The sequence below is a fragment of the Streptomyces sp. VNUA24 genome, from assembly GCF_029167005.1.
Lineage (GTDB): Bacteria > Actinomycetota > Actinomycetes > Streptomycetales > Streptomycetaceae > Streptomyces > Streptomyces scabiei.
The window spans coordinates 9,176,011-9,201,543 of sequence record NZ_CP119143.1 but is presented as its reverse complement, the minus strand read 5'-3'; the positions used below and the strand labels follow the sequence as shown (position 1 = coordinate 9,201,543).

General features: G+C 74.0%; 18 protein-coding genes. 9 read left to right on the top strand and 9 right to left on the bottom strand.

Annotated elements, in window-relative coordinates; genetic code table 11:
* Window positions 1-5: 5 nt before the first annotated feature.
* Both PYR72_RS39595 and PYR72_RS39590 read right to left on the bottom strand, forming a co-directional pair.
* A complete protein-coding gene (locus tag PYR72_RS39595; protein WP_059083298.1) occupies window positions 6-443 on the bottom strand; it encodes a roadblock/LC7 domain-containing protein in 438 nt (145 codons plus the stop codon).
* Window positions 440-3,331: a nitrate- and nitrite sensing domain-containing protein gene (locus tag PYR72_RS39590; protein ID WP_275459752.1), complete on the bottom strand. Its 2,892-nt coding sequence runs from the start codon at window positions 3,329-3,331 to the stop codon at window positions 440-442. Before PYR72_RS39590 ends, PYR72_RS39595 begins: the two co-directional genes overlap by 4 nt.
* A 419-nt stretch (window positions 3,332-3,750) precedes the next feature.
* Between PYR72_RS39590 and PYR72_RS39585 the strand changes: the two genes are divergently transcribed.
* The 4 genes from PYR72_RS39585 (at window position 3,751) to PYR72_RS39570 (ending at window position 9,425) form a co-directional block, all read left to right on the top strand.
* Window positions 3,751-4,302, top strand: coding sequence for a hypothetical protein (locus PYR72_RS39585; protein WP_275459751.1), 552 nt, complete (start codon window positions 3,751-3,753; stop codon window positions 4,300-4,302).
* A gap of 289 nt (window positions 4,303-4,591) precedes the next feature.
* Window positions 4,592-6,058, top strand: a complete 1,467-nt coding sequence (locus PYR72_RS39580; protein ID WP_275459750.1) for an aldehyde dehydrogenase family protein — start codon at window positions 4,592-4,594, stop codon at window positions 6,056-6,058.
* A gap of 150 nt (window positions 6,059-6,208) precedes the next feature.
* Complete coding sequence (locus tag PYR72_RS39575; RefSeq protein WP_275459749.1) at window positions 6,209-7,801, top strand: amino acid permease; 1,593 nt, start codon at window positions 6,209-6,211, stop codon at window positions 7,799-7,801.
* A gap of 73 nt (window positions 7,802-7,874) precedes the next feature.
* A complete protein-coding gene (locus PYR72_RS39570; protein WP_275459748.1) occupies window positions 7,875-9,425 on the top strand; it encodes a GMC family oxidoreductase N-terminal domain-containing protein in 1,551 nt (516 codons plus the stop codon).
* Window positions 9,426-9,498: 73 nt separating this feature from the next.
* Here the strand turns inward: PYR72_RS39570 and PYR72_RS39565 are convergent, their stop codons facing one another.
* The 4 genes from PYR72_RS39565 to PYR72_RS39550 all read right to left on the bottom strand — a co-directional run bounded on the left by PYR72_RS39565 (window position 9,499) and on the right by PYR72_RS39550 (window position 17,620).
* The gene (locus PYR72_RS39565) at window positions 9,499-14,184 is read right to left on the bottom strand and encodes a hypothetical protein (RefSeq protein ID WP_275459747.1); all 4,686 of its coding nucleotides are present in this window, start codon (window positions 14,182-14,184) and stop codon (window positions 9,499-9,501) included.
* Window positions 14,185-14,314: 130 nt separating this feature from the next.
* Window positions 14,315-15,193: a hypothetical protein gene (locus tag PYR72_RS39560; protein WP_275459746.1), complete on the bottom strand. Its 879-nt coding sequence runs from the start codon at window positions 15,191-15,193 to the stop codon at window positions 14,315-14,317.
* A 120-nt stretch (window positions 15,194-15,313) separates the two neighbouring features.
* Window positions 15,314-16,837 (bottom strand): hypothetical protein, encoded by a 1,524-nt coding sequence (locus tag PYR72_RS39555; protein WP_275459745.1) that lies wholly within the window; start codon window positions 16,835-16,837, stop codon window positions 15,314-15,316.
* Between the two features lie 87 nt (window positions 16,838-16,924).
* The gene (locus PYR72_RS39550; RefSeq protein ID WP_275459744.1) at window positions 16,925-17,620 is read right to left on the bottom strand and encodes a GntR family transcriptional regulator; all 696 of its coding nucleotides are present in this window, start codon (window positions 17,618-17,620) and stop codon (window positions 16,925-16,927) included.
* Window positions 17,621-17,800: 180 nt separating this feature from the next.
* On the opposite strand from PYR72_RS39550, the gene PYR72_RS39545 reads away from it, so the two are divergent.
* Genes PYR72_RS39545 through PYR72_RS39525 form a run of 5 tightly spaced genes read left to right on the top strand, consistent with a single transcriptional unit; the run spans window position 17,801 to window position 22,262 of the window.
* Window positions 17,801-19,120, top strand: a complete 1,320-nt coding sequence (locus PYR72_RS39545; RefSeq protein WP_275459743.1) for an MFS transporter — start codon at window positions 17,801-17,803, stop codon at window positions 19,118-19,120.
* Window positions 19,117-19,983 (top strand): putative hydro-lyase, encoded by an 867-nt coding sequence (locus tag PYR72_RS39540; RefSeq protein WP_275459742.1) that lies wholly within the window; start codon window positions 19,117-19,119, stop codon window positions 19,981-19,983. The genes PYR72_RS39545 and PYR72_RS39540 overlap by 4 nt, the downstream gene beginning before the upstream one ends.
* Before the next feature lie 43 nt (window positions 19,984-20,026).
* Entirely contained in the window at window positions 20,027-20,785 is a 759-nt protein-coding gene (locus tag PYR72_RS39535; protein WP_275459741.1) for a 5-oxoprolinase subunit PxpA, read from the top strand.
* Complete coding sequence (locus PYR72_RS39530) at window positions 20,782-21,393, top strand: allophanate hydrolase subunit 1 (protein WP_275459740.1); 612 nt, start codon at window positions 20,782-20,784, stop codon at window positions 21,391-21,393. Before PYR72_RS39535 ends, PYR72_RS39530 begins: the two co-directional genes overlap by 4 nt.
* Window positions 21,390-22,262 (top strand): biotin-dependent carboxyltransferase family protein, encoded by an 873-nt coding sequence (locus PYR72_RS39525; RefSeq protein ID WP_275459739.1) that lies wholly within the window; start codon window positions 21,390-21,392, stop codon window positions 22,260-22,262. Before PYR72_RS39530 ends, PYR72_RS39525 begins: the two co-directional genes overlap by 4 nt.
* Before the next feature lie 19 nt (window positions 22,263-22,281).
* Here the strand turns inward: PYR72_RS39525 and PYR72_RS39520 are convergent, their stop codons facing one another.
* From PYR72_RS39520 to PYR72_RS39510, 3 genes are read right to left on the bottom strand one after another with little or no spacing between them, the layout of a single operon-like run.
* Window positions 22,282-23,130, bottom strand: coding sequence for an SGNH/GDSL hydrolase family protein (locus tag PYR72_RS39520; RefSeq protein ID WP_275459738.1), 849 nt, complete (start codon window positions 23,128-23,130; stop codon window positions 22,282-22,284).
* Window positions 23,127-24,287 (bottom strand): glycosyltransferase, encoded by a 1,161-nt coding sequence (locus tag PYR72_RS39515; protein ID WP_275459737.1) that lies wholly within the window; start codon window positions 24,285-24,287, stop codon window positions 23,127-23,129. Before PYR72_RS39515 ends, PYR72_RS39520 begins: the two co-directional genes overlap by 4 nt.
* Complete coding sequence (locus tag PYR72_RS39510) at window positions 24,284-25,414, bottom strand: glycosyltransferase family 1 protein (protein WP_275459736.1); 1,131 nt, start codon at window positions 25,412-25,414, stop codon at window positions 24,284-24,286. Before PYR72_RS39510 ends, PYR72_RS39515 begins: the two co-directional genes overlap by 4 nt.
* Window positions 25,415-25,533: the final 119 nt, after the last annotated feature.

The window sequence follows — 25,533 nt, the reverse complement described above, 5'->3', positions numbered from 1 at the left end:
TTCCACTACCCGCCGTGGGGCACATCGGCGCGCGGGGCCGAGCCCAGGTGCACGCCGACCCGCTTGACCAGGAGGGTCATCTCGTAGGCGACCTGGCCGATGTCGGCGTCGGCGTCGGCGAGGACCGCGAGGCAGCTGCCGTCGCCGGCGGCCGTGACGAACAGGAACGCCTCGTCGAGCTCCACGACCGTCTGCCGGACGCTGCCCGCCTCGAAGTGGCGGCCGACGCCCTTGGCGAGGCTGTGGAACCCGGAGGAGACGGCGGCCAGGTGCTCGCTGTCCTCCCTGGTGAGGTCCGCGGAGACGCCCGTGGGCAGTCCGTCGCTGGAGAGCACGAGCGCCTTGCGGATGCTCGCGACGCGCTGGACCAGGTCGTCCAGGAGCCAGTTCAGCTCGCCGGACGTGCCGGTCGCGGTGTGCCCATCGGCCTTCGGTGCGGTCATCGACCGTCCCCCTTAGTCGTTCCTCGTGGTGCTGGGACGTCCTGGGCGTCGTCGCCCTCGGCGTTCTCCTCGCGGCCGCGCCGCCAACCGTGCTGCAGCGAGGCCATCCGGCTGCGTACCTCGTCGGCGTCGCGCTCGATCGGCTCCGGGCGGCCGCCCGGGCGTGACCTCTCGCGTTCGGCGCGCCGGTCGGGGCCGTCCTTCAACTGCGGTGCCAGATTGGCCTGTCGGACGCGACGGGGCAGCGGGCTCGGTGCCGATTCTGCCTGGTCGGTCGTCGTGTCCGCACGCGGGGTCGGCTCGTCGGAGCCGTACCGCGAGGTCATCGGTGCCGCGCCGCCCTCGGGGGCCGTACGGCGTCGCTGGGGCAGGGCGGGACCGTCGAACCGGCCCGGGGGCAGCAGGTCGGCGCGGTCGGCGCGGTGCCCGCCGGGCAGGCCGGCGGGGCCGGGGCGGTCGGCTCCCGGGTGGGCCGGCGGTTCGGCACGGTCCCCGCGCAGGGCGCTGAACGGCCGGGAGTCGGCGACCGGCTCGGGACCCGCCGTACGGCCCTGGCCGGGCTCGTCCTCCGGGCGCCTCGGCTGCCGGGCCCCGGCCACCGAACGGCCGTGCGAGCTGACGAGATGCGGGGTGCGGCGCTGCGGCAGCGGTACCGGACCGAGGGTCGGGTCGGGGTCGGTGAGCGGGGCCTGCCGTGCTTCGCCGTCGCGGGCCGGCGGCTGGTGCTCGTCGGCGACGCCGGTGAGGGAGTGACGGGGCCGGAACAGTCCGCCCCGCTCGGCGTCCTCGTCGCCCAGGGCGCCCGGGAAGCCTCCGGCCAGGGGGTCGCGGTCGACCGGCGCCTCCAGCTCCACCGGGCCGTCCAGGATGGCGGCGGAGAGCCCCGGGAGCCGGACCGGCACCTGGGAGAGCGCCGCGTTGCGTTCGTCCTCCAGCTCGGCCTCCCGGGTGGGGTGGGCGCGGTCCAGGCGGAAGCCGATGCCGTTGGTGTCGGGGACGTCGTCGGTGAGCAGGGCGTCGGGGATGAACAGCACGGCCGTGGTGCCGCCGTACGGGGAGGGCTGCAGGGAGACGCGGACCTTCTGGCGCTGGGCGAGCCGGCTGACCACGAAGAGTCCGAGGCGGTCGGTGTCGGACAGCTCGAAGTCGGGGGTCTCGGCGAGCTTCAGGTTGGCGTCGAGCAGCGCCTCGGCCGACATGCCGAGGCCCCGGTCGTGGATCTCCAGGGTGAAGCCGTTGGCGACACGCTCACCGAGCACCTGCACGGCGGTGTGCGGGGGCGAGAACACCGTGGCGTTCTCCAGGAGTTCGGCCACGAGGTGGGTGAGGTCGGCGACCGCGGGGCCGGTCACGGCGACCCGGGGCAGCCGGCGTACCTCGATGCGCTCGTAGTCCTCGACCTCGGCGACGGCCGCGCGGACGACGTCCATCAGCTGGATGGGCTTGCGCCACTGCCGGGAGGGGGCCGCCCCGGAGAGGATGACCAGGCCCTCGGCGTGCCGGCGCATACGGGTCGTCAGGTGGTCCAGGCGGAACAGGTCGGCCAGTTCGTCGGTGTCCTCGGTCCGGCGTTCCATGGTGTCGAGGAGCGTGAGCTGCTTGTGCAGCAGGACCTGGCTGCGGCGGGCGAGGTTGACGAAGACCTCGGAGATGCCGCTGCGGAGTTCGGACTGCTTGACGGCGGCCTCGACGGCGGCCCGCTGCAGGGTGTTGAGGGCCTGGCTGACCTCGCCGATCTCGTTCTTGTCGTACTCCAGGTGCGGGACCTCGGTCTCCACGTCGACCTGTTCGCCCGCGGCGAGCCTGCGCATCACGCTGGGCAGCCGCACCCCGGCCGTCTCGTGGGCCTCCTGGCGGAGCCGGCGCAGGTCGCGGATGAGGACCCGGCCGATGCGCACGGACATGAAGAGCGAGACGAGCAGGGCGAAGAGGCCGAGGACGCCGGCGACGGCCGCCTTCAGGATGACGCTGGTGGCCAGCGGGCTGACGCGGTCCTGGTAGCGGTCGCCCGCCTCGACGCTGAGGTCGCGGAGATCGGAGAGGACGGGCTCGACGGCGCTGTCCCAGGTCTTGGCGGTGACTCCGCTCGGCCGGCCGGGGTCGGAGGCGATGACGCCCTGCTCCACCGTGCGCAGGGGCGCGGTGTTCGCGTTCCTCCAGTAGCGGTGGAAGCGGTCGCGTTCGGCCGCGGGCAGCTGCGGCAGGCTGATCTCGTACAGCAGGGTGCGCTGGGCCACGAGGTCGGAGAAGTCGCGGATCTCGTCCTTGGTGATCCGGTTCGCCACGAGCACGGAGCTGAGCAACGCGTCCTCGCGGGACAGGAGTTCACGCGCTCGGCCGACGTTGATCAGGGCGCGGCCCTGCTTGTCCATCTCCACGCTGTCGAGGGCGGGGAGGTTGGAGAGCAGGGTGAAGCAGGGGTCGACGAGGTCGTTGTAGTGACCGAGGGCCTTGGCGGGGCTGACATTGCCGCTCTCGACGGTCGTCCGCAGCGACGGCAGGCCGTCGAGGGCGTCCAGGATGGCCGTGAGCCGCAGCGAGGTGGTCTCGCCCATCTCGTCGCGCAGATCGGACTTCCGGGCGTGCTCACGGAACTCGTCGACGGCCGCGTCCGTGGCGGCCCGGCTGCGGTCGAGGGCCTTGAGCGCCCCGGCGGCCCGGGGGTCCGCCAGGTAGACCAGTGTTTGACGGCGCTCCTGCTGGAGCACACGGATGGTGTCCTCGGTCGGGAAGCCGACCTCCTCCACGATGTCCGCCACCCGGAAGAGGTCGCTCGCCTCACGGCCCGTCAGCACCGTGGCGAACGTCCAGACGCCGGTCAGCGCCACCAGGGGCACGAGCAGCAGCGCCACGATCTTCCGGCGGATCGATTTCCCGCGAAAGCGCATGGCCTCCCCCAGCTCGACCCCCACCAAGGTCCGGGGGCACACATGTGCGTCAACAAACGGCGTGAGCCTACTACCGACTCACACGTATCTCGAAGCGCCGGACGCACCCGCTCCGCACCCAAGGCGAACCGGACAGGGGGAGTTGTCCGTCCTTTGGGGGAGATTGCCTCCCTCCGTCAGGGAGTTGAACCCATGGCATCCCGTCGGAGAAGTTGGCCGGTTGGCCGGATTTTTGCGTTCCATGGGAATCTTCGGCGCACGTCGATCGTCTTTCTGTACGGGAATGGGGGGCGGAATGGGCCACAGGCCATGCATGCCGCTCCCAGGCGGCGTAATTCAGAGGAAGTCGGGCACCAGTGGGGGGCCGGGTCTCGCGATCCGGATCTGTTGGTCCACCGGCGGTGGGGAGTGACGACTTGATGGGCACGGCGGAGCGGCGCACGGCGCCCGGGGACGGAGCGGTGAAGCCCGGGAGGGCGGAGCGGAGCGCTCGGGAACCGGAGCACGGCCTGCTGACGGGGGAGAGAGTCGCGGTGAAGGAGCGGGGACTCTCCGCCGGTGGCGACGGAGAACGGGTGCATTACCGGCCGTTGTGGATCGAGGAACCGGCGCGCAGGCGGCGGCTTCCCGATCCGGTGCGGACGGCGGCGGTGCGTGCGGTCATCATCATCGCGGCGACACTGGTCCAGGCGATGGTGGCGGTCCTGTGCACGCTGGCGGACGCGTGGCCGGCGTTCCCCATGGTGCTGAGCACCGTGGCGAGCACGATCGCGGCGACCTGGGGCGTGCTGGACGTCTGGGTGACCCGCCAGGTGTGGAAGCAGCGCAACGGCGTGGTCTCGGAGCCCAGCAGCACGGCGCGCGCGCTGCGCCGTGAGCGGCGCCGGGCCCACCGGGAGGCGCGGGCCGCGGAGCGCGCGCAGGCCCGGATACGCCGACGGGGTGGCGCCGGGCAGCTGTCGCACCCGTAGGACGACGAAGAGGGGGCCCACGCGGTGCGTGGGCCCCCTCGCATGCGTTCCCTCACCCGCTCCGGGCCCCGAAACCTGTGAACATCCGCGTCCGGTCATGGCATCGCGACGGCGCCGGAAGAGTGGTGTGCTGGTCCCAGCAGGCCGGTTCCTCGGATGTCAAGGTTTCCGACCGGGCGTGGCGACCGTCACATTCAGCCTGTTCTCAGGCATAGAACGCGGTCCTCCGGTTAGGCGCTCAGCCGCGAGGGCGCCGGCCTCACGGCGCTGACCAGGAGGAACGAGAGACATGCCCGAACTATTCATCGGCGGAGCGTGGCGATCCGCGCTCGACGGACGGACGCGTGAGATCCACTGTCCCGCCGACGGCAGCCTGGTCGCCGTCGTCGACGAGGCCGGCGCCAAGGACACCGTGGAGGCGATCACGGCCGCGCGCCGCGCCTTCGACGAGGGCCCCTGGCCCACCACCTCCCCCGCCGACCGCGGAGACCTGCTGCTGCGGGTGGCCGACCTCCTCGTACGCGACAAGGACGCGCTCGCCCGCGCCGAGTCCCTCGACACCGGCAAGAGGCTGGTGGAGAGCGAGTACGACATCGACGACATCGCGAACTGCTTCCGCTACTTCGGGCGGGCGGCCACGGCCGAGACCGGCCGGGTCGTCGACACCGGTCAGGCCGGCGTCGACAGCCGGGTCGTGTACGAGCCGGTCGGGGTGTGCGCGCTGATCACCCCCTGGAACTACCCCCTGCTCCAGACGGCCTGGAAGGTCGCCCCGGCGCTCGCGGCCGGCAACACCTTCGTGCTCAAGCCGAGCGAGCTGACCCCGCACACCGCGATCCACCTGATGCGCCTGCTGGAGGAGGCCGGGGTGCCCGCGGGTGTGGCCAACCTGGTCCTCGGCGCGGGCCCGGAGGCCGGCGCCCCGCTCTCCGACCACCCGGACGTGGACCTGGTCTCCTTCACCGGCGGCCTGCAGACCGGGCGCCGGCTCATGGCCAACGCCGCCGCGAGCGTGAAGAAGGTCGCCCTGGAACTGGGCGGCAAGAACCCGAACATCGTCTTCGCCGACGCCGACTTCGACACGGCCGTCGACATGGCGCTGACCGCGGTGTTCCTGCACTCGGGACAGGTCTGCTCGGCGGGCGCCCGGCTGCTGGTGGAGGACGCGCTGCACGACCGGTTCGTCGACGAGGTCGTCCGCCGGGCGCGGGAGATCCGGCTCGGGGGCCCCTTCGACCAGCGGGCGCAGACCGGCCCGCTGATCTCGGCCGCGCATCGCGCGAAGGTCGAGGAGTACGTCGCCCGGGGCGTCGAGGAGGGCGCGGTGCTGCGCTGCGGTGGCGAGCGGCCCGGCGGCGAGGCCCACGCACAGGGGTTCTACTACCTGCCGACCGTCCTCGACGAGTGCACGAGCGCGATGTCGGTGGTCCAGGACGAGTCGTTCGGGCCGGTGCTGACGGTGGAACGGTTCCGCACCGAGGACGAGGCGGTCCGCCTGGCCAACGACACGATCTACGGTCTGGCCGGTGCCGTGTGGACGACCGACGAGGCCAGGGCACAGCGGGTCGCGGCCCGGCTGCGGCTCGGCACGGTCTGGATCAACGACTACCACCCGTACGTCCCGCAGGCCGAGTGGGGCGGTTACAAGCAGTCCGGCTTCGGCCGTGAACTCGGGCCCGCGGGGCTCGCCGAGTACCGCGAGGCGAAGCACATCTGGCGCAACACAGCCCCCGCACCGCAGGGTTGGTTCGCGTAGGTCCCTCACTCCCCCGCACCCGGCCCGTACGGCCCCTCCCGCCCTGCCCGGGCACCCTCCCCCCTCACGCCTTCCCGCGCACGCACGCGCCCTTCTCGGCACCCGCAAGAGCCGCTCCCCTCCTCCCCAAGGCCCCACAGGAGTCCGCTCATGACGACCATCGAGCAACCCACCGGCCCCAAGAACACCGCCGACGACACCGAGCTGACCGAGTTCGGCTACAGACCCGAACTCAAGCGCACCCTCGGCAACTTCCACACCTTCGCGGCCGGCATCAGCTACATCTCGATCCTGACCGGCACCTTCCAGCTGTTCTACTTCGGCTTCGCCAGCGGCGGTCCCGCCTACTGGTGGTCCTGGCCGATGGTGTTCGTCGGCCAGTTCATGGTGGCGCTCTGCTTCGCCGAACTGGCGGCCCGCTACCCGGTGGCGGGTTCGGTCTACAACTGGTCGAAGAAGATAGGCAATCCGCATCTGGGCTGGCTCGCCGGCTGGATGATGCTGTGCGCCTCCATCGTCTCGATCGCGGCGGTCGCGCTGGCATACCAGCTGACGCTTCCTCAGATCTCCGACGTGTTCCAGTTCGTCGGGGACGGCACCGGAAAGTACGACGTCGCGACCAACGCGGTCGTCCTGGCCGCGGTGCTGATCCTGTTCACCACCGCGGTGAACGCCTTCGGCGTGAAGCTGATGGCCCGGATCAACACGGCGGGCGTGTTCATCGAACTGATCGCCACCGTCGTCCTGATCGTGCTGTTCGCCGTGCACATCACCCGCGGGCCGCAGGTGGTCATGGAGACCAACGGCACCGGCAGCGCGTACGGCAACGGGTACCTGGGCGCCTTCCTGGTGGCCTCGCTGGCGTCCGCGTACGTCATGTACGGCTTCGACACGGCCGCCTCGCTCGGTGAGGAGTCGCTGGACCCGACCCGGAACGCGCCGCGCGCCATCATCCGGGCGATCATCGCCTCCTTCCTCCTCGGCGGTCTGATCCTGCTGCTGGCGCTGATGAGCGTCTCCAGCCTGAAGGGCGAGCGGCTGTCCACCGACGGACTGCAGTACGTCGTGCTCGACGTGCTGGGCCCGACGGCCGGCAAGGCGATGCTGTGGTGCGTCCTGATCGCGGTCACCGTCTGCGCCCTGGCCGTGCACACCGCCGCCGTCCGGCTGACCTTCGCCATGGCCCGGGACAACAACCTGCCCGCCTCCTCGAAGCTCGCCAAGATCCACCCGCGCTTCCAGACGCCGGTGCTGCCGACGGTGATCATCGGTGTGCTGGCACTGGGCATCCTCGTGGTCAACATCCGTCAGCCGCAGATCTTCACCGTGGTGACCAGCATCGGCATCATCATGATCTACCTGGCCTATCTGGGCGTCACCGTGCCGATGCTGGTGGCGCGGCTGCGCGGTACGTGGCAGCCCGCCGGGGACGGCCGGTTCTCGCTGGGCCGCTGGGGTCTGCCCGTGAACATCCTCGCCGTGCTCTGGGGCGGGGGCATGACCCTCAACCTGATCTGGCCGCGCGCCGCCGTCTACAACGCGGCCGCCCCCTTCCACTGGTACCTGCAGTGGGGCGCGGTCCTCTTCGTCGGGCTCATCGCCGGCGGGGGCTTCGCCTACTACTGGTTCGTCCAGCGGCACAGGACCGGCGTGCTCGCCGAGCACCGCGTGGTCGCCGAGGCCGGGCCCGCGTCACCGCCGGCCGCGCCCGCCGCCGGCGTCGGCACCCCGGCCGCCGACTGACGGTCCGCCCCCCCACACACACATCCGACTCGGCACAGCACGACAGCACAGCAACGCAGGAGGTCGACCCCCCATGCAGGAAGACGAATTCGACTACGTCGTGGTCGGCGGCGGCACCGCGGGAAACGTCGTCGCGGCCAGGCTCTCCGAGGACCCGTCCGTCACGGTGTGCGTCCTGGAGGCGGGCCCCAGTGACGTCGGCGACGACGACGTCCTGAGGCTGGAACGCTGGATGGGCCTGCTGGAGTCCGGCTACGACTGGGACTACCCCGTCGAGCCGCAGGCCGGCGGCAACAGCTTCATGCGGCACGCACGGGCGAAGGTGCTCGGCGGCTGCTCCTCCCACAACTCGTGCATCGCCTTCTGGGCACCCGCGGAGGACCTCGACGACTGGGCGGCCGCGGGCTGTACGGGCTGGTCAGCGGCCGACCTCTTCCCGCTCTACCGGCGTCTGGAGAGCAACGACGCCCCCGGCGACCACCACGGCCGCTCCGGGCCGGTGAAGCTCCGCACGATCAAGAGCGAGGACCCGTGCGGCACCGCCCTGCTGGAGGCGTGCGTCCAGGCGGGCATTCCGACGACCCCGTTCAACACGGGGACGACGGTGGTGCGGGGCGCCAACTGGTTCCAGATCAACTCCGACGAGAACAACATCCGGCAGTCCTCGTCGGTGGCGTACCTCCATCCGATCATGGGCAGGCGCCCCAACCTGGAGGTGCGCACCGGGGTGCGTGCGAAGAAGCTGGTGCTGGAGGGGCGGCGCTGCGTCGGCGCCGAGTACCTGGACCCGGACCTCATCCACACCCGGACGGTGCGCGCCCGGCGTGAGGTCGTGGTCTCCTGTGGCGCCATCGACACCCCGAAGATCCTCATGCTCTCCGGCATCGGCCCGGCCGGACAACTGCGCGAGGTCGGTGTGGACGTGGTCGTGGACTCGGCGGGCGTCGGCGAGAACCTGCAGGACCACCCCGAGGGCGTCATCATGTGGGAGGCCGCGCAGCCGATGCCCACCGAGTCCAACCAGTGGTGGGAGGCGGGCATCTTCTACGACACCGAACCGGGTCTGGACCGGCCCGACCTGATGTTCCACTACGGGTCCGTGCCGTTCGACATGCACACGGCCCGGCACGGCTACCCGACCTCCGAGAACGCGTTCTGTCTGACGCCCAACGTGACCCGGGCGAAGTCCCGGGGCACCGTACGGCTGCGCACCCGGGACTACCGGGACAAGCCGAAGGTCGACCCTCGCTACTTCACGCACGAGCACGACGTGCGCGTCATGACGTACGGCCTTCGTCTGGCCCGGCAGATCGCCGCGCAGCCGGCGCTCAGCGGCTGGGCGGGGGCCGAGCTGGCGCCCGGGCCCGAGGTGCGGAGCGACGAGGAACTCCTCGACTACATCCGGAAGACCCACAACACCGTCTACCACCCGGCCTGCACCGTGAAGATGGGCGCGGACGACGACGCCTCCGCCCCGCTGGACGCGCGGCTGCGGGTGAAGGGCATCGCGGGACTGCGGGTGGCCGACGGGTCGGTGATGCCGGATCTGGTCACGGTGAATCCGTGCATCACGACGATGATGATCGGCGAGAAGTGCGCGGATCTTCTGAAGGCCGACGCGTAGTCGCCGCACTGGCAGGGGCCGTGGGGAACCGCGGGGCCGACTGTGGCTGGTCGCGCAGTTCCCCGCACCCCTTTCAGGGCGCGGTCGTGGTGGGCCTCCTGTACATGCGTGTGGCCGTGATCTCCGTGTGCACCGCCTCCCCCGCCTGGGGCTGCTTGGGCAGTCCCGGGCGGAGGTGTTCCTCCACGCTGATGTACTTCAGGCCCGCCCTCAGGTCGGCGTCGTTGCGCAGCCGGATCACGAGGGGGAACTCCGCCAGCGCGGTCGTGTCGAAGAGGCCGGTGGTGTAGAGGAGCTGGACGCCCAGGGCGTCCGAGACCGCCCGCTGGAGTTCCAGCAGGTACGTCGCGTTGGCGCGGCCGATGGGGTTGTCCAGGAACAGCGTGCCGGCGTGACGGTGCCTGTCACGTCCCCGGTCGTTGCTGCGGAGCGCGGCCATCGTGCAGTACAGGGCGATGGCCGCGGTGAGCAGCTGGCCGCCGGAGAAGACGTCGCCCATCTGTCCGACGGGGACGCGCTCGGCCCGCAGCACGGCGTCCGGCTTGAGGATCTCCACGGCGATGCCCTTGGGCTGGAGCGCGGCGCCGACGCCCCGCAGCAGCAGGGACATGCCGTCGCGCCGCATGTCGGAGTTCTTCTTCACCGCCGCGCGGGTCGCCTCGTCGACGACCTCGCCCAGACGTTCGGTGAGGGTGGCCTGGTCGGGCTCCTCGAAGCGGATGCGCAGGAATTCCTGGCCGGACCACTCCCCGAGGCCCTCGGGGAGCCTGGACAGCCGCTGGGCGGAGCGGAGCGTGGCGAGCGCCGACTCCACCAGGCCGCGCAGCCGGTCGACGATCGAGTCCCGGTTGCGCTCCAGCTGGGCCAGCTCGTCCGTGAGGACCCGGAGCCGGGGCGCGAAGGCGTCGGCCCACTTCTGGGCGTGCTCGGGGAGCGAGGCCGCCGGCAGCTCGCGGATCTGCTGGCGGGCGGGTGTGCGCACCTGCTCGTAGCGGGTGGAGTTGGCGTGGCGTACGAGGATGTCGCTCGCCTCGCGCACCGCCCCCTCGGCGGCGGACAGGTCGGCGGCGCAGCCGCGCAGGGAGCGGCGGGCCTCGGCGGCGGCCCCGCGCGCCTCCTCGGGGCCGCCGGGGTAGGGCTCGGGCTCCTCCTGGTCGTCGTCGACGGAGTGGTCGCGCAGGAGGTCCCGGAGCAGGCCGGCCGTCTCGTCGAAGCCGCCGGCCGCGTCCTCGGCGGCGCGGTGCGACTCCAGCAGTTCGGCGTGGGCCTCGCGGGCCCGGGTCAGCGCCTCGGCCCGGGAGGCGAGTTCGGCGGTGGCGGTGCGCAGCAGGCCCTGGGCGTGCTCGGCGTCGCGCGGGAGCAGCTCCTCGGGCAGCTCGGTGTGCGCGTCGCCGTCCTCGGGGGCGTGCCGCTCGGCCTCGCCGCGCAGTCGCCCGAGCTGCTCGCTCGACAGGGACACCCGGCTCTCCAGGAGCTGGACCAGTTCCTCGGCGCGGGCGACGGCGGCCTGCCGGGAGGGCGCGTCGGAGCCGTCCGGTGACTGCAGGAGCTGCTCGGCACGGTTGCGGACCTTGTTGGTCAGCCGGCCTAGTTCGGCGATCGCGGAGCTCTCGTCGCTCTCGGCCCGCGCCTGCTCGGCCCGCAGATCGGCGCCGACACCCACCTTCTCGTACACCTGGGAGGCGGCCCGGTACGCCTCGCGCAGGGCCGCGAGGGGGTGCCGGGGCGCGTCGGGGCCGGTCTCCGGTACGTCGTCGGGGGCGCCGGCGATCTCCGCGCGCTCGGCGCGCAGCGCACGCGCCGTGCGGCGGGCGTCGTCGGCGGCGCGCTGGGTGGCGCGGCGGTCCTCGTCGGCGGCGCGGGCGCGCTCCAGACAGGACTGGGCGCGGGCCTCGGACTCGGCGGCCTCGTCGGCGAGTTCGCGGAGCTTGGCCTGCCAGCCGGCGCGCTCGCGCAGCCGGTGGGCGAGTCCGGCGAGGACGTCGGCGGCGCGGCGGGCCTTCTGTGCGGCCTCCTGCCGCTCGTCGCGCACGTGGGCCGCCTCGGCCGCCGCCTCCTCGGCCTCGGCCCGGACGGTCCGCGCCTCGGACAGCTCCGCCTCGGCCTCCTCGGCGAACGTCCGCGTCTCCCGCGCGGCGGCGGCCAGTTCGGTGAGCCTGCCCGCCGGGCACCCCGTGCGCCACGAGGAGAGGCGGGCCGCCAGTTCGCGGTCCTTGCCGAGCCGGGCCGCCAGCCGACGGATCTCCTCGTCCCGCTCGGCCGCCCGTGCGCGCAGCGTCTGCCGTTCCTCGTCGGCGGCGTGCTCGTCGTGCATGGCCGGGTTGGGCGGCACCAGGAACACGTCGGAGGCGGTGCCGTCGCCCGCGCCGGCCGGCGGGGTCGGGGCCAGCAGGGCGGCCGCCGTGCCGACGGCCACGGCGGACCTCGGGAGCAGTGCCGCCTCGCTCAGCGCCTCCCGGGCCCGGGCGTGCGAGTCCGGGTCGGTGATGATCACGCCGTCGACCAGCTCCGGGCGCGCGGCCAGCACGCGCGCGTGGTCGACGGGGTCGACGGCCTGGGCCAGATAGCGCCAGCCGGGGAGGGCGGGGATGCCGTGCTCGCCGAGGAACTCGACCGTGGCGAGGACGTCTGGGCCCGGCGGCAGCAGTCCGCCGTCGCCGAGGGCGCCCAGGATGCGCGCGTCGTCGGCGGCGGCGGTGCGCAGGTCGAAGAGGTGGCGCTCGGCGGACGACACATGGTCGTCGAGCAGTTCGCGCAGTTCGTCGGCGAAGCGGTCCAGCTCCTCGGGGGTGAGCGCACCGTCGGCGGCGGAACGCCCGGCCGGTGTACGGGCGTGGTCGGCCGCCGCGTCGCCGCCGTCCGCCGTGTCTCCCCTGCGGGGCACCGGCACCCCGGGGTGTGTCCGGCCGCCGTGGCCCGGCAGGCTCAGCAGCTCGGCCAGCCGCTCCTCCGCGGCGAGGGCCTCCGCGGTGCGCCGCTCCCCGTCGAGGGCGCGCTCGGCGGCGGTCGCCGCGTCCGCCGCGCGGGCGGCCGTCAGCTCCGCGCGGGACTCGGCGGAGGCCGCCTCCCGGGCGTGCTCGGCGGCGCGGCGCGAAGCCTCGCGTGCGGTGTCCCAGGCGGCGACGGCCGTCTTCTCGGCGTCGCTGGCGGCCAGGGCGGCGCGGGCCGGATCGGCGTCGGGGGCGCTGTCGTCGAGCCAGCCGGCGCGGACGGCCTCGGCGGTCTCCTGTTCGACCTCGCCGAGGCGCTGCCTGAGATGGCCGGCCTCGCTGCGGGCGCGCTGGGCCTCGGTGGCGGCGACGGTCGCGTCCCGGTGGGCGGCCTCGCCGGCCTCCTGCAGCGCCGCCGACTTCTCCTCCCCCTCGTTGGCCAGGTTCTCGGCGCTCTCGGCGGCGGAGTGCAGGGCGCGGACGAGGTCGACGGCGGCCTTGGCGCGAGCGGCGAGGGCGGGGGCGGCGTCCCGTTCGGCCTCCTGGATGGCGGCGGCCACCCGGGCGACGCGGTCGGCGGCGGCCCGGTGCCTGAGCACGGCCTCGGCGGCCTGCCAGGCGGAGTGCAGGGTGCGTGCGTCGGCCAGCTCCCGCTTCTGCGAGGCGGCCGACCTCTCCGCGGCGGCCAGCGCCAACGAGGCGTGCCGGTAGGCGAGTTCGGCCGCGATCTGGGCGCTGCGGTCGCGGGCGGCCTCGGAGTGGGTGACCGCGTACGCGGCGGCGGTGGTCCGCTGGGCGAGGTCGGTGCCCCGCAGCCGCTCCCGGGCGGCCCGCGCGGAGAGGCGGCGTGCCAGGGTACGGGTGCGGCGCTCGGCGCCCGCGTGGATGTCCCGGGCCCGGGAGCGGGCCTCGGCCGCCTCGACGATCCGGCCGAGCAGATCGACGGACCCGGCGGTGAAGTCCCGTTCGGCGATCAGCTCGGCCCGTCGTCCGAGCTTGTTGCCGAACCCGCTCACCAGGTCGGCGAGTCCGTCCGTGTCCCGGGTGTCGGTGACGGCCCGCAGCAGCAGGTCGGTGAAGTCGGCGTCCTTCTTCACCGCGAAGAGTCCGGCGGCCTCGCCCTCGTCGGCGTTCATCTCCCGCTGGTAGCGGAAGAGTTCGGGGTCGAGGCCGAGGTCGGTCAGATGCTCGTTCCAGCGGTCGTGGATCTCCTCCCAGTGCACTTCGAGATGGGGGTACGCCTTGCCCGCCTCGGTGAGGGCGTCCCGGAAGCCCTTCATGGTCCGCCGCCGTCCCTGGGCGCCGGACGCGCCCTCGACGGGCGGGCGTACGGCGGTGGACTCGGCCACGGGCAGGTTGTCCAGGCTCAGTCCCGGGCCGGGTCGGAAGGAGTACCAGGCCTCGGCGAACTTGCGCGGGTCGCTGGAGACCTGCCGGCCCCGCCATTCGCTCACCTTGCCCACGACGACGCACTCGCCGGTCAGCGTGTGCTGCCACTCCAGGGCGACGTGCCCGCAGTCGTCGGCCAGCAGGAACTTGCGCAGCACACCCGAGCTGGCGCCGCCCAGGGTGTTGCGGTGGCCCGGCAGCATCACCGAGAAGATCAGCTTGAGCAGGACGGACTTGCCGCCGCCGTTCTCCAGGAAGAGGACCCCGGCCGGTGCTGGCCGGCGCGGCGGGCCGGTGGGTTCCTCCTCGAAGAACTCCGCCTGCTGCGGTGCGGGGTCGGGCACGTACGCGCCCACACCCCGCAGGTCCAGCACGGTGTCGGCGTAGCGCGCACCGGCCGGCCCGATGGAGTAGAGGCGGACCCGGGACAGCTCGTACATGGCGGCGGACTTTCGCGGTCGTAAGGGGGGTTCGTGCGGTGCGGTGGTGACGGCGGGCCGTCGGTCGGGGTCGTGGGGGGGCGTGCGGGTGGTCGTGGTGCCCCGGAGGGCGGGGGTGGCTCGGGGCCGGTCAGGAGTGGAAGGGCAGGCCGGCGTCGGCCACCAGCTCCAGGTCGTCGGTGTCCTCGGCGGGCAGCAGCGTGGCCGAGCCGTCGGTGACGGGCACGACGCCCAGGTCCAGCAGTTCGGCCATCGCGGCGCTGCCCGCCATGTCCCGCACCTGGAGCTGGTACCGGGCGGTCGTCCGGTACGTGCCGCCGTTGTCGTCCCCGGTGCGCTGCAGGAAGCCCGAGTCGGTGAGGAAGCCGACCGCCTTGCCGATGATGCCGGTGGTGGACCCGGCCAGGCGGCGCGCGTCCTTGGTGGCACCGGTGGAGCTGCGTCTCGCCCAGGTCCGCCAGGCCGACTCCAGGCCCGGGGCGTCGGTCGCCGGGTCGGTGTTCTCCCCCAGTTCCTCGGCGCGCTCCTCCAGCCGGCGGCACGCCTGCCGGACGAAGGCGTCGACGCCGTTGACCGAGACCCGCCCGATGTACCCGTCGTCCGCGAGGTCCTCGGGCCGGGGGAAGGCCATGGCGGCCACCGCGAGGTGCGCCAGCCCGTGCAGGAACCGGTCCACCGAGTCGGCCGCCGTGCGGCGCGCGTAGTCCCCCATCCGCACGGCGAAGACGGAGTCCTCGGCCGCCGTCACCGCCATGCCCGCCCGCGGTGACACCTCCAGCACGATGAGTCCCAGCCCGGCGGCCACGGCGTCGGCGAGCCGGGCGAAGGCCGGATCCTCCCGGTAGCGCCTGAGCAGTTCGCCGTACTCCTGGTCCCGGGCGGGCTGCAGCTTGGGCTGCAGCCCGAAGGCGACGAGCCTGGCGGCGTCGGCGGCGTCGGCGGGAGTGAGGGGCGCGGCCACCGGAGCGGCGGCCGTCTCCGGCTCACTCCACTCGACGTGCTCACTCACAGCGGAACTCCTTGGTCGGGCGTACAGGGGGAAGGGCGGGGGCGTCAGGGGTGCGGGCGAGCGTGCGCCAGGTCGTGGACGGCCGGCGGCCGCGGCACGGGCGCGACCCCCGTGGGGCTCTCACGCCGCCTCCCGGTCCGCCGCCATCCCGGCCGCGTCCAGCAGGGCCGTGCCCACGATCAGATCGGCCCCGCCGAACTCGGGGTCGTCCAGCTCCACCCCGTCGTCCACGGAGAACAGCAGCTTCGCCTCGCCCTGCCGGTAGGCCGTCCCGACCGGCGGGCTCGCCGCGTGCACGGCCAGGAGGGCGACCAGATAGGGCAGTTCGGGATCCTGGAGCCGGGCGTCCGCGAGCAGCCCGGACAGCCTCCGGGGCGCGTCCGCGGGCAGGTCGAGGAGCTGCTTGGCCGCCGTCAACTGCTCCTCGCTGAAGCGGCTGTCGTCGGGCGTGGCGATCAGGTCCGGCTCGGGCATCTCCGCGCCCAGGTGCTCGCGCTCCACCGGGGGTGTGAACAGCAGCTCGACGAGGTCCCCGACCCGGACGGACCCCGGCGTGCGCAGCCCCGTCCCGCGGGCGAAGAACGCGTCGGTCACCCGGCGTGCCTGCTCCACGGGCAGCGGGAGCAGCGGCGCCAGGAGATGGCCGTAGAGGTCCGTGCCCGAGGTGGTCATCGGGGTGGCGAAGGCCTGCCGGTCCTGCTCCGCGCGGAACAGCGGCCCGGCCTCCAGCAGCCTCGACTGCAGCTGTGTGTGCCGCCGGATGCAGTCCTTGACGATGTCGACGAGTTCGGCGGCGCGCCGCTTGTGCTCGGGCTCCTCGGACTCGTCGCGCGCCTTGCGGATGTTGGTGAGGATCGCATTCTCGTGGCGGTAGCGGTCGGCCACGTGGTCCAGCGCCTCGGCGATCATGTCGGGCACGGTCCTGAGCCAGTCGACCGCGCGGACGTTGCGCCGGGTGGCGTCCAGGGCCCTGCGCAGCGTCTCGGAGTACTGCACGGTCCGGTAGCGGGCCTGCTCGGCGGCGAGCTGGGCGTCCGCGAGCCGGCCCCGGCTGATCAGGATCTCCAGCTTGACCTCGGCGGCGATCTGGGCGCTGGTGACATCGGTGTCGAGGGCGCCCACCAGGACGTTGACGGCCTCGTCGGTCGTGCGGAGGTAGACCCCGCCGCCGTGCCCGGGGACCTCCTCGATCAGCTTGAAGTCGTAGTCGCGGCGGACATAGGTGCCGTCGGGCGCGAACGTCCCGTACACGGCACGGAAGCCGCGGTCGACACTGCCGACGTTGATCAGGTTCTCCAGGACCCAGCGGGCCACCCGCTCGTGCTCCTCGACGGGCCGCCGGGGGGCCTGGGCGGCGATGCGCGGGATGAGGCGGGCGACGATCTGGTCGTGGTCCGCGCCCGTGTCGAAGTCCATGTTCAGGGTGACCAGGTCGATGGCGGCGAGGGCCACCTCCGCCATGCCGTACACCGAGTACTCGCCGGCCAGGTTCGCCTTGCGCGCGTCCAGGTCGTGCAGCGGCGCGGTGCAGGCGAGCGCGCGCAGCCGCCGCGCCAGTCCCTCGTCGGCGGCCGGGCCCGGAGCAGGGCGCGGCCCCGCGCCGAGCTGGGGCGGAACGCTGTCCGTCGATGCGGGTGAAGTCACGGTGCACAGACTAGGTCCTGGGTCTGACATCGACCCAAATCGTTCCGCCGGGCGAGGACCGGGGCGGCCGCGCCCGGGCCGGTCGGCTCAGGAGACCTCGGTGACCCGCCGTCCGTAGACCGCGAGCAGGTTCCGCAGCGAGTCGTCGAGGTAGTCCGCGAGCAGCCGTTCGGCCTCGTCCCGCTCCCCGCGCCGCAGGGTGCGCAGGATGTCGAGGTTGCGCGCCAGGTACGGCTCGTACAGCTCGCGCGGATCGTCCACCACGTGGAACGCGAGCCGGAGTTCGGCGAAGACGCTGCGCATCAGCTCGTCGGTGCGGGCACTGCCGGCGAGGGCGACCAGTTCGCGGTGGAAGTGGATGTTGGCGGTGGAGACGCCTTTCCAGTCGTCCTCGCGGGCCTCGCGCTGTCCTTCCGCGACGGCCTCGGCGAGCCGGTCGAGGCCGTACGGCGGGGCTCCGAGTCCGCGGACGACGGCGCACTCGACGAGGCGGCGGGTGCGGTAGATGTCCTCGACGTCCTCGACGGTCAGCACCCGTACGAAGACACCGCGGTTGAGCTCGTGGACGAGCAGCCGTTCATGGGTGAGCAGGCGGAACGCCTCGCGCAGGGTGTTGCGGGAGACGCCGAGGGCGCCGCCGATGCTGTCCTCGGACAGCCGGGTCCCGGGTGGGAAGAAGCCGTCGGCGATCCGGCTCCTGAGGATGTCCGAGACCCGCTCGGCGGTGCTGGTGCGCCCGAGGAGGGCCCGGTCGTCGGCGAGTCCGGTCGGTTCGGCGGCCATGCCTGGATTCAATCGCAGACCCGAGAACGAAACAACACGGGTATTGAAGGATCGTTCAACGATCCTCTACCTTGCTGGACAGGCGCCCCTCCGTTCGATGCCCGGCGCCCCTCGTTCCGGCACGACCGGTCCCCGTCCCCCGCACGTCTCACGCACTCTCCCCCTCACCGCGAGGTGCCCATGAGTACGCCCCCTCCCTCCCAGGTCCCGACCACTCCGACCAGGCCCGATCCGGCCCGGCCGGCCTCCGACGACGGCGCGTTCGGCTGGCTGCGCGCCCTCGGCCCGCGGGGCCGCCGCGCCTTCGGCGGCGCGTTCGGCGGCTACGCCCTCGACTCCTACGACTACTTCACGCTGCCGCTGAGCATGGTCGCGCTCACGGCCTACTTCGGCCTCGACAACGGCCAGACCGGGCTGTTCACCACGGTCACCCTGGTCGTCTCGGCGATCGGCGGCGCCGCCGCGGGTGTGCTCGCGGACCGGATCGGCCGGGTGAAGGCGCTGATGATCACCGTGATCACGTACGCCGTGTTCACCGTGGCCTGCGGCTTCGCCCCGAACTACGAGACGCTGCTGGTCTTCCGCGCCCTCCAGGGGCTCGGCTTCGGCGGTGAGTGGGCGGTCGGGGCGATCCTGGTCGCCGAGTACGCGAGCGCGAAGCACCGGGGGCGCACGCTCGGCGCGATCCAGAGCTCCTGGGCGGTCGGCTGGGGGCTGGCCGTGATCGTCTACACGGCGGTCTTCTCTCTCCTCGACGACGACCTGGCCTGGCGCGTGATGTTCTGGACCGGCGCCCTGCCCGCGCTGCTCGTGATCTGGGTGCGCCGGTCGGTCCAGGACGCCCCGCAGGCCGCCGCCGCGCGGGAGAGGAGCACCGAGAAGGGCTCGTTCGCCGTGATCTTCCGGCGGGGCACGGCCGCCTCGCCCGGTCTGCTGCGCACCACGGTCTTCGCGGTACTGCTCTCCACGGGCGTCCAGGGCGGCTACTACACGCTGGCGACCTGGGTGCCCACGTATCTGAAGACGGAGCGGGGTCTGTCGGTCGTCGGCACCGGCGGCTACCTCGCGTTCCTGATATCCGGCGCCTTCATCGGCTATCTCACCGGCGGCTATCTCACCGACCTGCTGGGCCGCCGACGGAACATCTGGCTGTTCGCCGTGCTCTCGGCGCTGTGCATCCTGGCGTACGCGAACATCCCGAGCGGCGCCGGCACCCTGCTGCTGGTGCTCGGCTTCCCCCTGGGGTTCTGCATGTCGGCGATCTTCAGCGGCTTCGGCTCGTACCTCAGCGAGCTGTACCCGTCGGCCGTCCGGGGCACCGGGCAGGGCTTCACCTACAACACCGGCCGGGCCGTGGGAGCCGTGTTCCCCACCACCGTGGGCTTCCTCGCCGACAGCTGGGGCGTGGGCGGCGCGCTGGTCTTCGGCGCGCTCGGCTACGGCCTGGCGGCCCTGGCTCTGCTCGGCCTCCCGGAGACCCGCGGAAAGGAACTCGTGTGAACCCCGTGACGACCGAGGGCCACCCCGGGGCCCGCCCGGCGGCGCCCGCCCCGCACAACGTGCCCTTGGCCTCCGTCGATCCGCACGCGCACGCGTGGACCCCCGAGAAGGCACGCGCGGTGTTCCGTTCGGGGGTCACCGGCCCCACCGCCGGAGTCGCCGCCGGCCACACCCAGGCGAACCTGATCTCGGTGCCCGCCGACTGGGCCTACGACATGCTGCTGTTCTGCCAGCGCAACCCCAAGCCGTGTCCCGTGCTCGACGTGACGGACGCCGGGGCGTGGCGGACGCCGCTCGCCACGGGCGCGGACCTGCGCACCGACCTGCCGCGTTACCGGGTGTGGGAGCACGGCGAACTGGTGGCGGAGCCGACGGACGTGGTCGACGTCTGGCGGGAGGACCTGGTGTCGTTCCTGATCGGCTGCAGCTTCACCTTCGAGTCGGCGCTGAGCGGGGCGGGTGTGCCGATGCGCCACATCGAGCAGGGCCGCAACGTCTCCATGTACGTCACCGACCGCCCGTGCCGGCCCGCCGGGCGGCTGCGCGGCCCGATGGTGGTGTCGATGCGTCCGGTGCCGCCCGAGCACCTGGCCACCGTGATCCGGGAGACCAGCCTGCTGCCGGCCGTGCACGGCGGCCCGGTGCACTGCGGCGATCCGGCGGGCCTCGGCATCGCGGATCTCTCGCGCCCCGACTTCGGCGACCCGGTGGAGACGGAGCCGGACGACATCCCGGTCTTCTGGGCTTGCGGGGTGACACCGCAGGCCGCGGTGACGGCCTCGCGCCCGCCCTTCGCGATCACCCACGCACCGGGCCGGATGTTCCTGACCGACGCCCGCGACGAGCAGTACCGCGTCCTCTGACGAACACCGCGTCCTCGGACGAACAGGCAGGAGAATGGCACCCATGAGCTCCATCGACCTCAACGCCGACCTCGGCGAGGGCTTCGGCCGCTGGACGCTGACCGACGACGAACGGCTGCTGTCCGTCGTCACCAGCGCCAATGTGGCCTGCGGTTTCCACGCCGGGGACGCGGCCACCATGCGGCGGGTCTGCGCGCTGGCGGCCGAGCGCGGCGTACGGGTCGGGGCCCAGGTCTCGTACCGGGACCTGGCGGGCTTCGGGCGGCGCGCGATGGACGTGCCGCCCGCCGAACTGGCGGCCGAGGTGGCCTACCAGATCGGCGCCCTGGAGGTATTCGCCCGCGCGGCGGGCACGCGCGTGGCGTACGTGAAGCCGCACGGCGCGCTCTACAACCGGGTGGTGAGCGACGAGGAGCAGGCGACGGCGGTGGTCGACGGGGTGCTCCTCGCCGACGCCACGCTGCCCGTCCTCGGTCTGCCCGGCTCGCGTCTCCTCGCGCTGGCCGAGGCGGCGGGGCTGCCCGCCGTCACCGAGGCGTTCGCCGACCGCGCCTACACCGACCTGGGCACCCTGGTGCCGCGCGGCCGGGAGGGCGCCGTGATCGCGGACGCCGACGCGGTGGTGGCCCGCTCGGTGAGCATCGCCGGCGACGGCACGGTCACCGCGCACTCCGGGGCGCGCATCGCCGTCCGGGCCCGCTCCCTGTGCCTGCACGGCGACACACCGGGCGCGGTGGACCTGGCCCGGCGGGTGCGGGCCGAACTGACGGCGGCCGGGGTGCGGGTGGAGGCGTTCGTATGAGAGTGCTCCCGGTCGGCGACCACGCCCTGCTGATCGAGGTGGGCACGGGCGAGGAGGCGGCGGCGCTCCACGCCGAACTGCTGCGCCGCCGCGCGAGCGGCGACCTGGCGGCGGCGGAGATCGTCCCGGCCGCCCGTACGGTCCTGCTGGACGGCCTCGACGACCCTGCGCTGCTGGCCGGACGCCTCGCCTCCTGGGACATTCCGCCCGTCCCCCCGCGGACGGAGGACGTCGTCGAGATCCGGGTGCGGTACGACGGTCCCGACCTGCCGGACGTCGCCGCCCACTGGGGGGTCGGCGCCGCCGAGGTGGCCCGCATCCACGCGGCGGCCGAGTACCGCGTGGCCTTCTGCGGCTTCGCCCCCGGCTTCGGCTATCTCACCGGGCTCCCCCGCGAGGTCCCGCGCCGGGCCACTCCGCGCACGGCGGTCCCGGCGGGGTCGGTCGCGCTGGCCGGGCCGTACACCGGCGTGTACCCGCGCGCCTCTCCCGGCGGCTGGCAGCTGATCGGGACGACCGACGCGGTGCTGTGGGACACCGCGCGCGTACCGGCCGCGCTGCTGGCGCCGGGCACCCGGGTGCGGTTCACACCCGAGGGGGCGCCGTGACGGACGACGCCCTCGTCGTGGTCCGGGCCGGCGCGCTGACCACCGTCCAGGACCGGGGCCGCCCCGGCCTGGCGCACCTCGGCGTACCGCGCTCGGGGGCGCTCGACGCGCCCGCGGCCGAGCTGGCCGGGCGGCTGGTGGGCAACCCCCCGGGAGCCGCCGTGCTGGAGACCACGCTCGACGGCTGCTCCGTGCGCCCCCGCTCGGCGGTCGTGATGGCCGTCACGGGAGCCCCCTGCCCGGTCACCCTGGACGGCCGTCCGGCCCCGTGGGGAGCGCCGGTACGGGTGCCCGGCGGGGCACTCCTCGACATCGGCAGGGCCCGCAGCGGCGTACGCAGCTATCTCGCCGTCTCCGGCGGCGTGCGCGTGGAGCCGGTCCTCGGCAGCCGCTCCACGGACCTGCTGTCGGGGCTCGGCCCGCCGCCGCTGACGGACGGCACGGTGCTGCCGCTGGGCCACCGGGCCGGCCCGTACGCGCACGTGGACGTCGTTCCGCACCCGGCGCCGCCCCGCGAACTCGTGCTGCGCGTGACCCCGGGTCCGCGCGAGGACTGGTTCACCGACGCGGCCCTGCGCACCCTCACCGGGCGCCCCTACGCCGTCTCGTCGGCGAGCAACCGCATCGGGCTGCGGACGGAGGGGCCCGCTCTGGAGCGCCTCCGGGAGGGCGAACTGCCCAGCGAGGGCATGGTGCTGGGCGCGGTCCAGGTACCGCCGGACGGCCGGCCGGTCGTCTTCCTCGCCGACCACCCGACCACCGGGGGCTACCCGGTGATCGCGGTGGCCGCCCCGGCGGACCTGCCCGCCGCGGCCCAGGCCACGCCCGGCACCCCGGTGCGGTTCGTCGCCGTACGGCACCGCCGCTGACCGGTCCGCCGGGACCCGCTCAGGCCGGCTCCGGCCGCTGGTCGGGGACGGCCAGCGCGGCCAGGGCCGCCGCCACCGCGTGGGAGGCCGACAGGTCCAGGCGGGCGCTGGTGCCCCGGGCCTCGTGCCGCACCTCGGCGGCGGCCAGGGCGAGGAGCTGCGGCAGGAGGTCGGTGCAGCGCCGGGCCACCCAGGCCGTTCCCGCCGTGGCCAGCCACCTCAGACCGGCGGCGCGGGTGGGTGCCGGGAGGCCGGGCTCGGCGGACGGGGCGGGACCGGTCGCGATCCCGGCCTCCGCCAGCAGGGCGTGGAAGCGCAGGGCGAACTGCCGGTGCCCCCGCTCGCCGGGGTGCAGCCGGTCCGCGCTCCACAGCGCGCGGTCCGTCAGCCAGGCGCCCTCCGAGGCGTGCAGGTGGACCGCCCCGTGCCGTGCCGACAGGGCGTGGACGACGGTGTTGACGGCCCGTTGCCGCCGGGCGAGGGGCCTGGCGAGCGCCCGGGGCAGGCCGAGCATCGTCCCGGGGTCGGGCAGGCACGCGGTGAGCAGCACCGTTTCCCGCTCCCGGAAGGCCCCGTAGATCTCGTCGAGGCGGGCGGCGACCGCGTGGATGTCGAAGGTGCAGCGCAGGGTGTCGTTGACGCCGACGACGACGGAGGCGATGTCCGGGCGCAGGGCGAGCGCGGCGGCCAGCTGCCGGTCGCGTACGTCACGGGTCTGGGAGCCGCTGACGGCCAGGTTGGTGAACCGCGTCCCGGGGCCGAGCCCGTCGGCGAGCAGCGCCGCCCAGCCCCGCCGGCCGCCCGCCACGGGGTCGCCCACGCCCTCGGTGAGGGAGTCGCCGAGGGCCACGAACCGTCGGGCCGTCATCCGACGCCCTCCCGCACCGGGCGCGGGGCGGTGGCGTCGTGCGCGGCGAGGAACGCGTCCACCGCGGTCCGCCAGCCGAAGCACTCGGCCCGCGCGCGTGCCGCGGCCCTGCGGTCGCCCTCGGGCCGGTCGAGCAGTTCCTCGACGGCGTCGGCGAACGCCTCGCCGCGGTCCGCCGCCGCTGCCCCGGCGGAGCCGATCACCTCGGGCAGCGCGGAGGACGCGCTGGCCACCACGGGTGTGCCGCAGGCCATCGCCTCCAGCGCGGCCAGCCCGAACGTCTCGGCGGGGCCGGGGGCCAGGGCCACGTCGGCACTTGCCTGGAGGGCGCCCAGCGCGGCGCGGTCGCCGACGTGCCCCAGGAAGGTCACCGGCAGCCCCTTCGCCCGCTGTCGGAGCCGGTCGCGCAGCGGCCCGTCGCCGGCGACGACGAGCACGGCCCGCCGTCCGCGCCGCAGCAGCGCCTCCAGGGTGTCGACGGCCGTGCCGGGCCGCTTCTCGACGGACAGCCGGGAGCACATCACGAGCAGGAGGTCGTCCTCGCGCGCGTACCGCCCGCGCAGCACGGGGTCCCGCAGGGCCGGGTGCCGTCCCGCGAGGTCGACGCCCAGGGGTGCCCGGACGACGTTCCGGGCCCCGATCCGTACGAACTCCCGTTCGGCGAACTCGGTGGTGCACACCACCCGCGCGTAGGTGTGGGCCGTGCGGACGTTGAGGGCGTCGGAGGCCCGGCGGGCCGTCCGCCCGGACAGGCCCCAGGTCCGCAGCACACCGTCGGCGCTCTCGTGCGAGACCATCACCGCGCGCACCCTGGCCCGCCGGGCCCACGCCCCGGTCCAGCGCAGGGTGGTCCGGTCGGAGACCTCCAGCCGGTCGGGCGCCAGCGACTCCAGCAGACCCGCGACCCGCCGCTTGTCCAGGAGGACGCGGTAGCCGCCGGTCCCCGGCAGCAGCGGCCCGGGCAGGGTGATCACCCGTCCCTGCTCGGTGGCGTCGTCGGTGTACCGCTCGCCGGGCACGACGAGGACGGCCTCGTGCCCTGCGGCCTCGTACCCCGTGCCCAGCTCCCGCAGCGCGGTGCGCAGACCGCCCGAGGAGGGCGCCACGAAGTTGGCGAGCCGTACGATCCGCAGCCCGCCGGTGCGGTCCCCGCTCACGCGGCCACCGCCGTCCGGGTCGCGAGCACGTCGGTGTAGTGCTCGATGAGCCGGTCGCCGACGGCCGCCCAGGTGCGCCCCTCGACCATGGCCCGCCCGGCGGCCCCGTACCGTGCCCGCAGCTCCGGGTCGGCGGCCAGGGACAGCACGGCGTCGCGTACGGCGGCTCCGTCGCGGGGCGGGACAAGGAGCCCGGTGCGCCCGTGGTCGACGAGGTCCAGTGGGCCCCCTGCGGCCGGTGCCACCACGGGGACTCCGGAGGCCATGGCCTCCTGCACGGTCTGGCAGAAGGTCTCGTAGGGGCCGGTGTGCACGAAGACGTCCAGCGAGGCGAAGATCCGGGCGAGTTCGTCGCCGGTGCGGCGGCCGAGGAAGACGGCACCCGGCAGGGCCGCGCGCAGGCCCGGTTCGCTGGGCCCGTCGCCCACGATCACGACCTTCACGTCGCCCCGGGCGCACACTCCGGCGAGCAGCTCGATCTGCTTCTCGGGGGCGAGTCGGCCGACGTAGCCGACGATCGGCTCGCCGCCCGGCGCCAGGGCCCGGCGCAGGGCCTGGTCGCGCAGCCGGGGGCGGAACCGGTCGGTGTCCACCCCGCGCGGCCACAGGCTGACCCGGGGCACGCCGTGCGTCCGGAGGTCGCGCAGGGCCGCGGTGGACGGGGCGAGGGTGCGGTCGGCGGCGGCGTGCACGGCACGGATGCGCCGCCAGGCCGCCGCCTCACCGGCGTGGACGTAGGTGCGGGCGTATCCGGCGAGGTCGGTCTGGTAGATCGCGACGGCGGGGACACCGAGGCGGGCGGCGGCCGCCATGCCCCGCACGCCGAGGACGAAGGGGCTGGCCAGGTGGACGATGTCGGCCCGGTGTCCGACGATCGCCGCGGCGACCCTGCGGCTGGGCAGGGCGACGCGGACCTGGGGGTAGCCCGGGAGCGGGAGGGAGGGGACACGGACGACGGGGCACGGTGCCAGGAGGTCGGCTCCGGCCCCGGTTCCCTGGGCGGTGGCCGGGGCCACGACGAGCGGGGAGTGCCCCCGCGCGACGAGGTGCCGCGCGGTCTGCAGGGCGCAGTGGGCCACGCCGTTCACATCGGGGGGAAAGGACTCGGTCACGATGACGACACGCATACCGGTGTTGTCGTCGTACCGGACGTGGCCGCGTCAACGTCGATCTTTCCGGGCGGGGAACGTCCCATGAGCGTTGCGCTGCGCACCCGTCCGGGTCAGGCCGTGTCCATGCCCTCCTG

Bases quoted from the DNA above. Each gene is read 5' to 3' on its own strand.
- PYR72_RS39595 (WP_059083298.1), bottom strand. From the start codon at position 443: ATGACCGCACCGAAGGCCGATGGGCACACCGCGACCGGCACGTCCGGC.
- PYR72_RS39590 (WP_275459752.1), bottom strand. From the start codon at position 3,331: ATGCGCTTTCGCGGGAAATCGATCCGCCGGAAGATCGTGGCGCTGCTG.
- PYR72_RS39585 (WP_275459751.1), top strand. From the start codon at position 3,751: ATGGGCACGGCGGAGCGGCGCACGGCGCCCGGGGACGGAGCGGTGAAG.
- PYR72_RS39580 (WP_275459750.1), top strand. From the start codon at position 4,592: ATGCCCGAACTATTCATCGGCGGAGCGTGGCGATCCGCGCTCGACGGA.
- PYR72_RS39575 (WP_275459749.1), top strand. From the start codon at position 6,209: ATGACGACCATCGAGCAACCCACCGGCCCCAAGAACACCGCCGACGAC.
- PYR72_RS39570 (WP_275459748.1), top strand. From the start codon at position 7,875: ATGCAGGAAGACGAATTCGACTACGTCGTGGTCGGCGGCGGCACCGCG.
- PYR72_RS39565 (WP_275459747.1), bottom strand. From the start codon at position 14,184: ATGTACGAGCTGTCCCGGGTCCGCCTCTACTCCATCGGGCCGGCCGGT.
- PYR72_RS39550 (WP_275459744.1), bottom strand. From the start codon at position 17,620: ATGGCCGCCGAACCGACCGGACTCGCCGACGACCGGGCCCTCCTCGGG.
- PYR72_RS39545 (WP_275459743.1), top strand. From the start codon at position 17,801: ATGAGTACGCCCCCTCCCTCCCAGGTCCCGACCACTCCGACCAGGCCC.
- PYR72_RS39535 (WP_275459741.1), top strand. From the start codon at position 20,027: ATGAGCTCCATCGACCTCAACGCCGACCTCGGCGAGGGCTTCGGCCGC.
- PYR72_RS39530 (WP_275459740.1), top strand. From the start codon at position 20,782: ATGAGAGTGCTCCCGGTCGGCGACCACGCCCTGCTGATCGAGGTGGGC.
- PYR72_RS39520 (WP_275459738.1), bottom strand. From the start codon at position 23,130: ATGACGGCCCGACGGTTCGTGGCCCTCGGCGACTCCCTCACCGAGGGC.
- PYR72_RS39510 (WP_275459736.1), bottom strand. From the start codon at position 25,414: ATGCGTGTCGTCATCGTGACCGAGTCCTTTCCCCCCGATGTGAACGGC.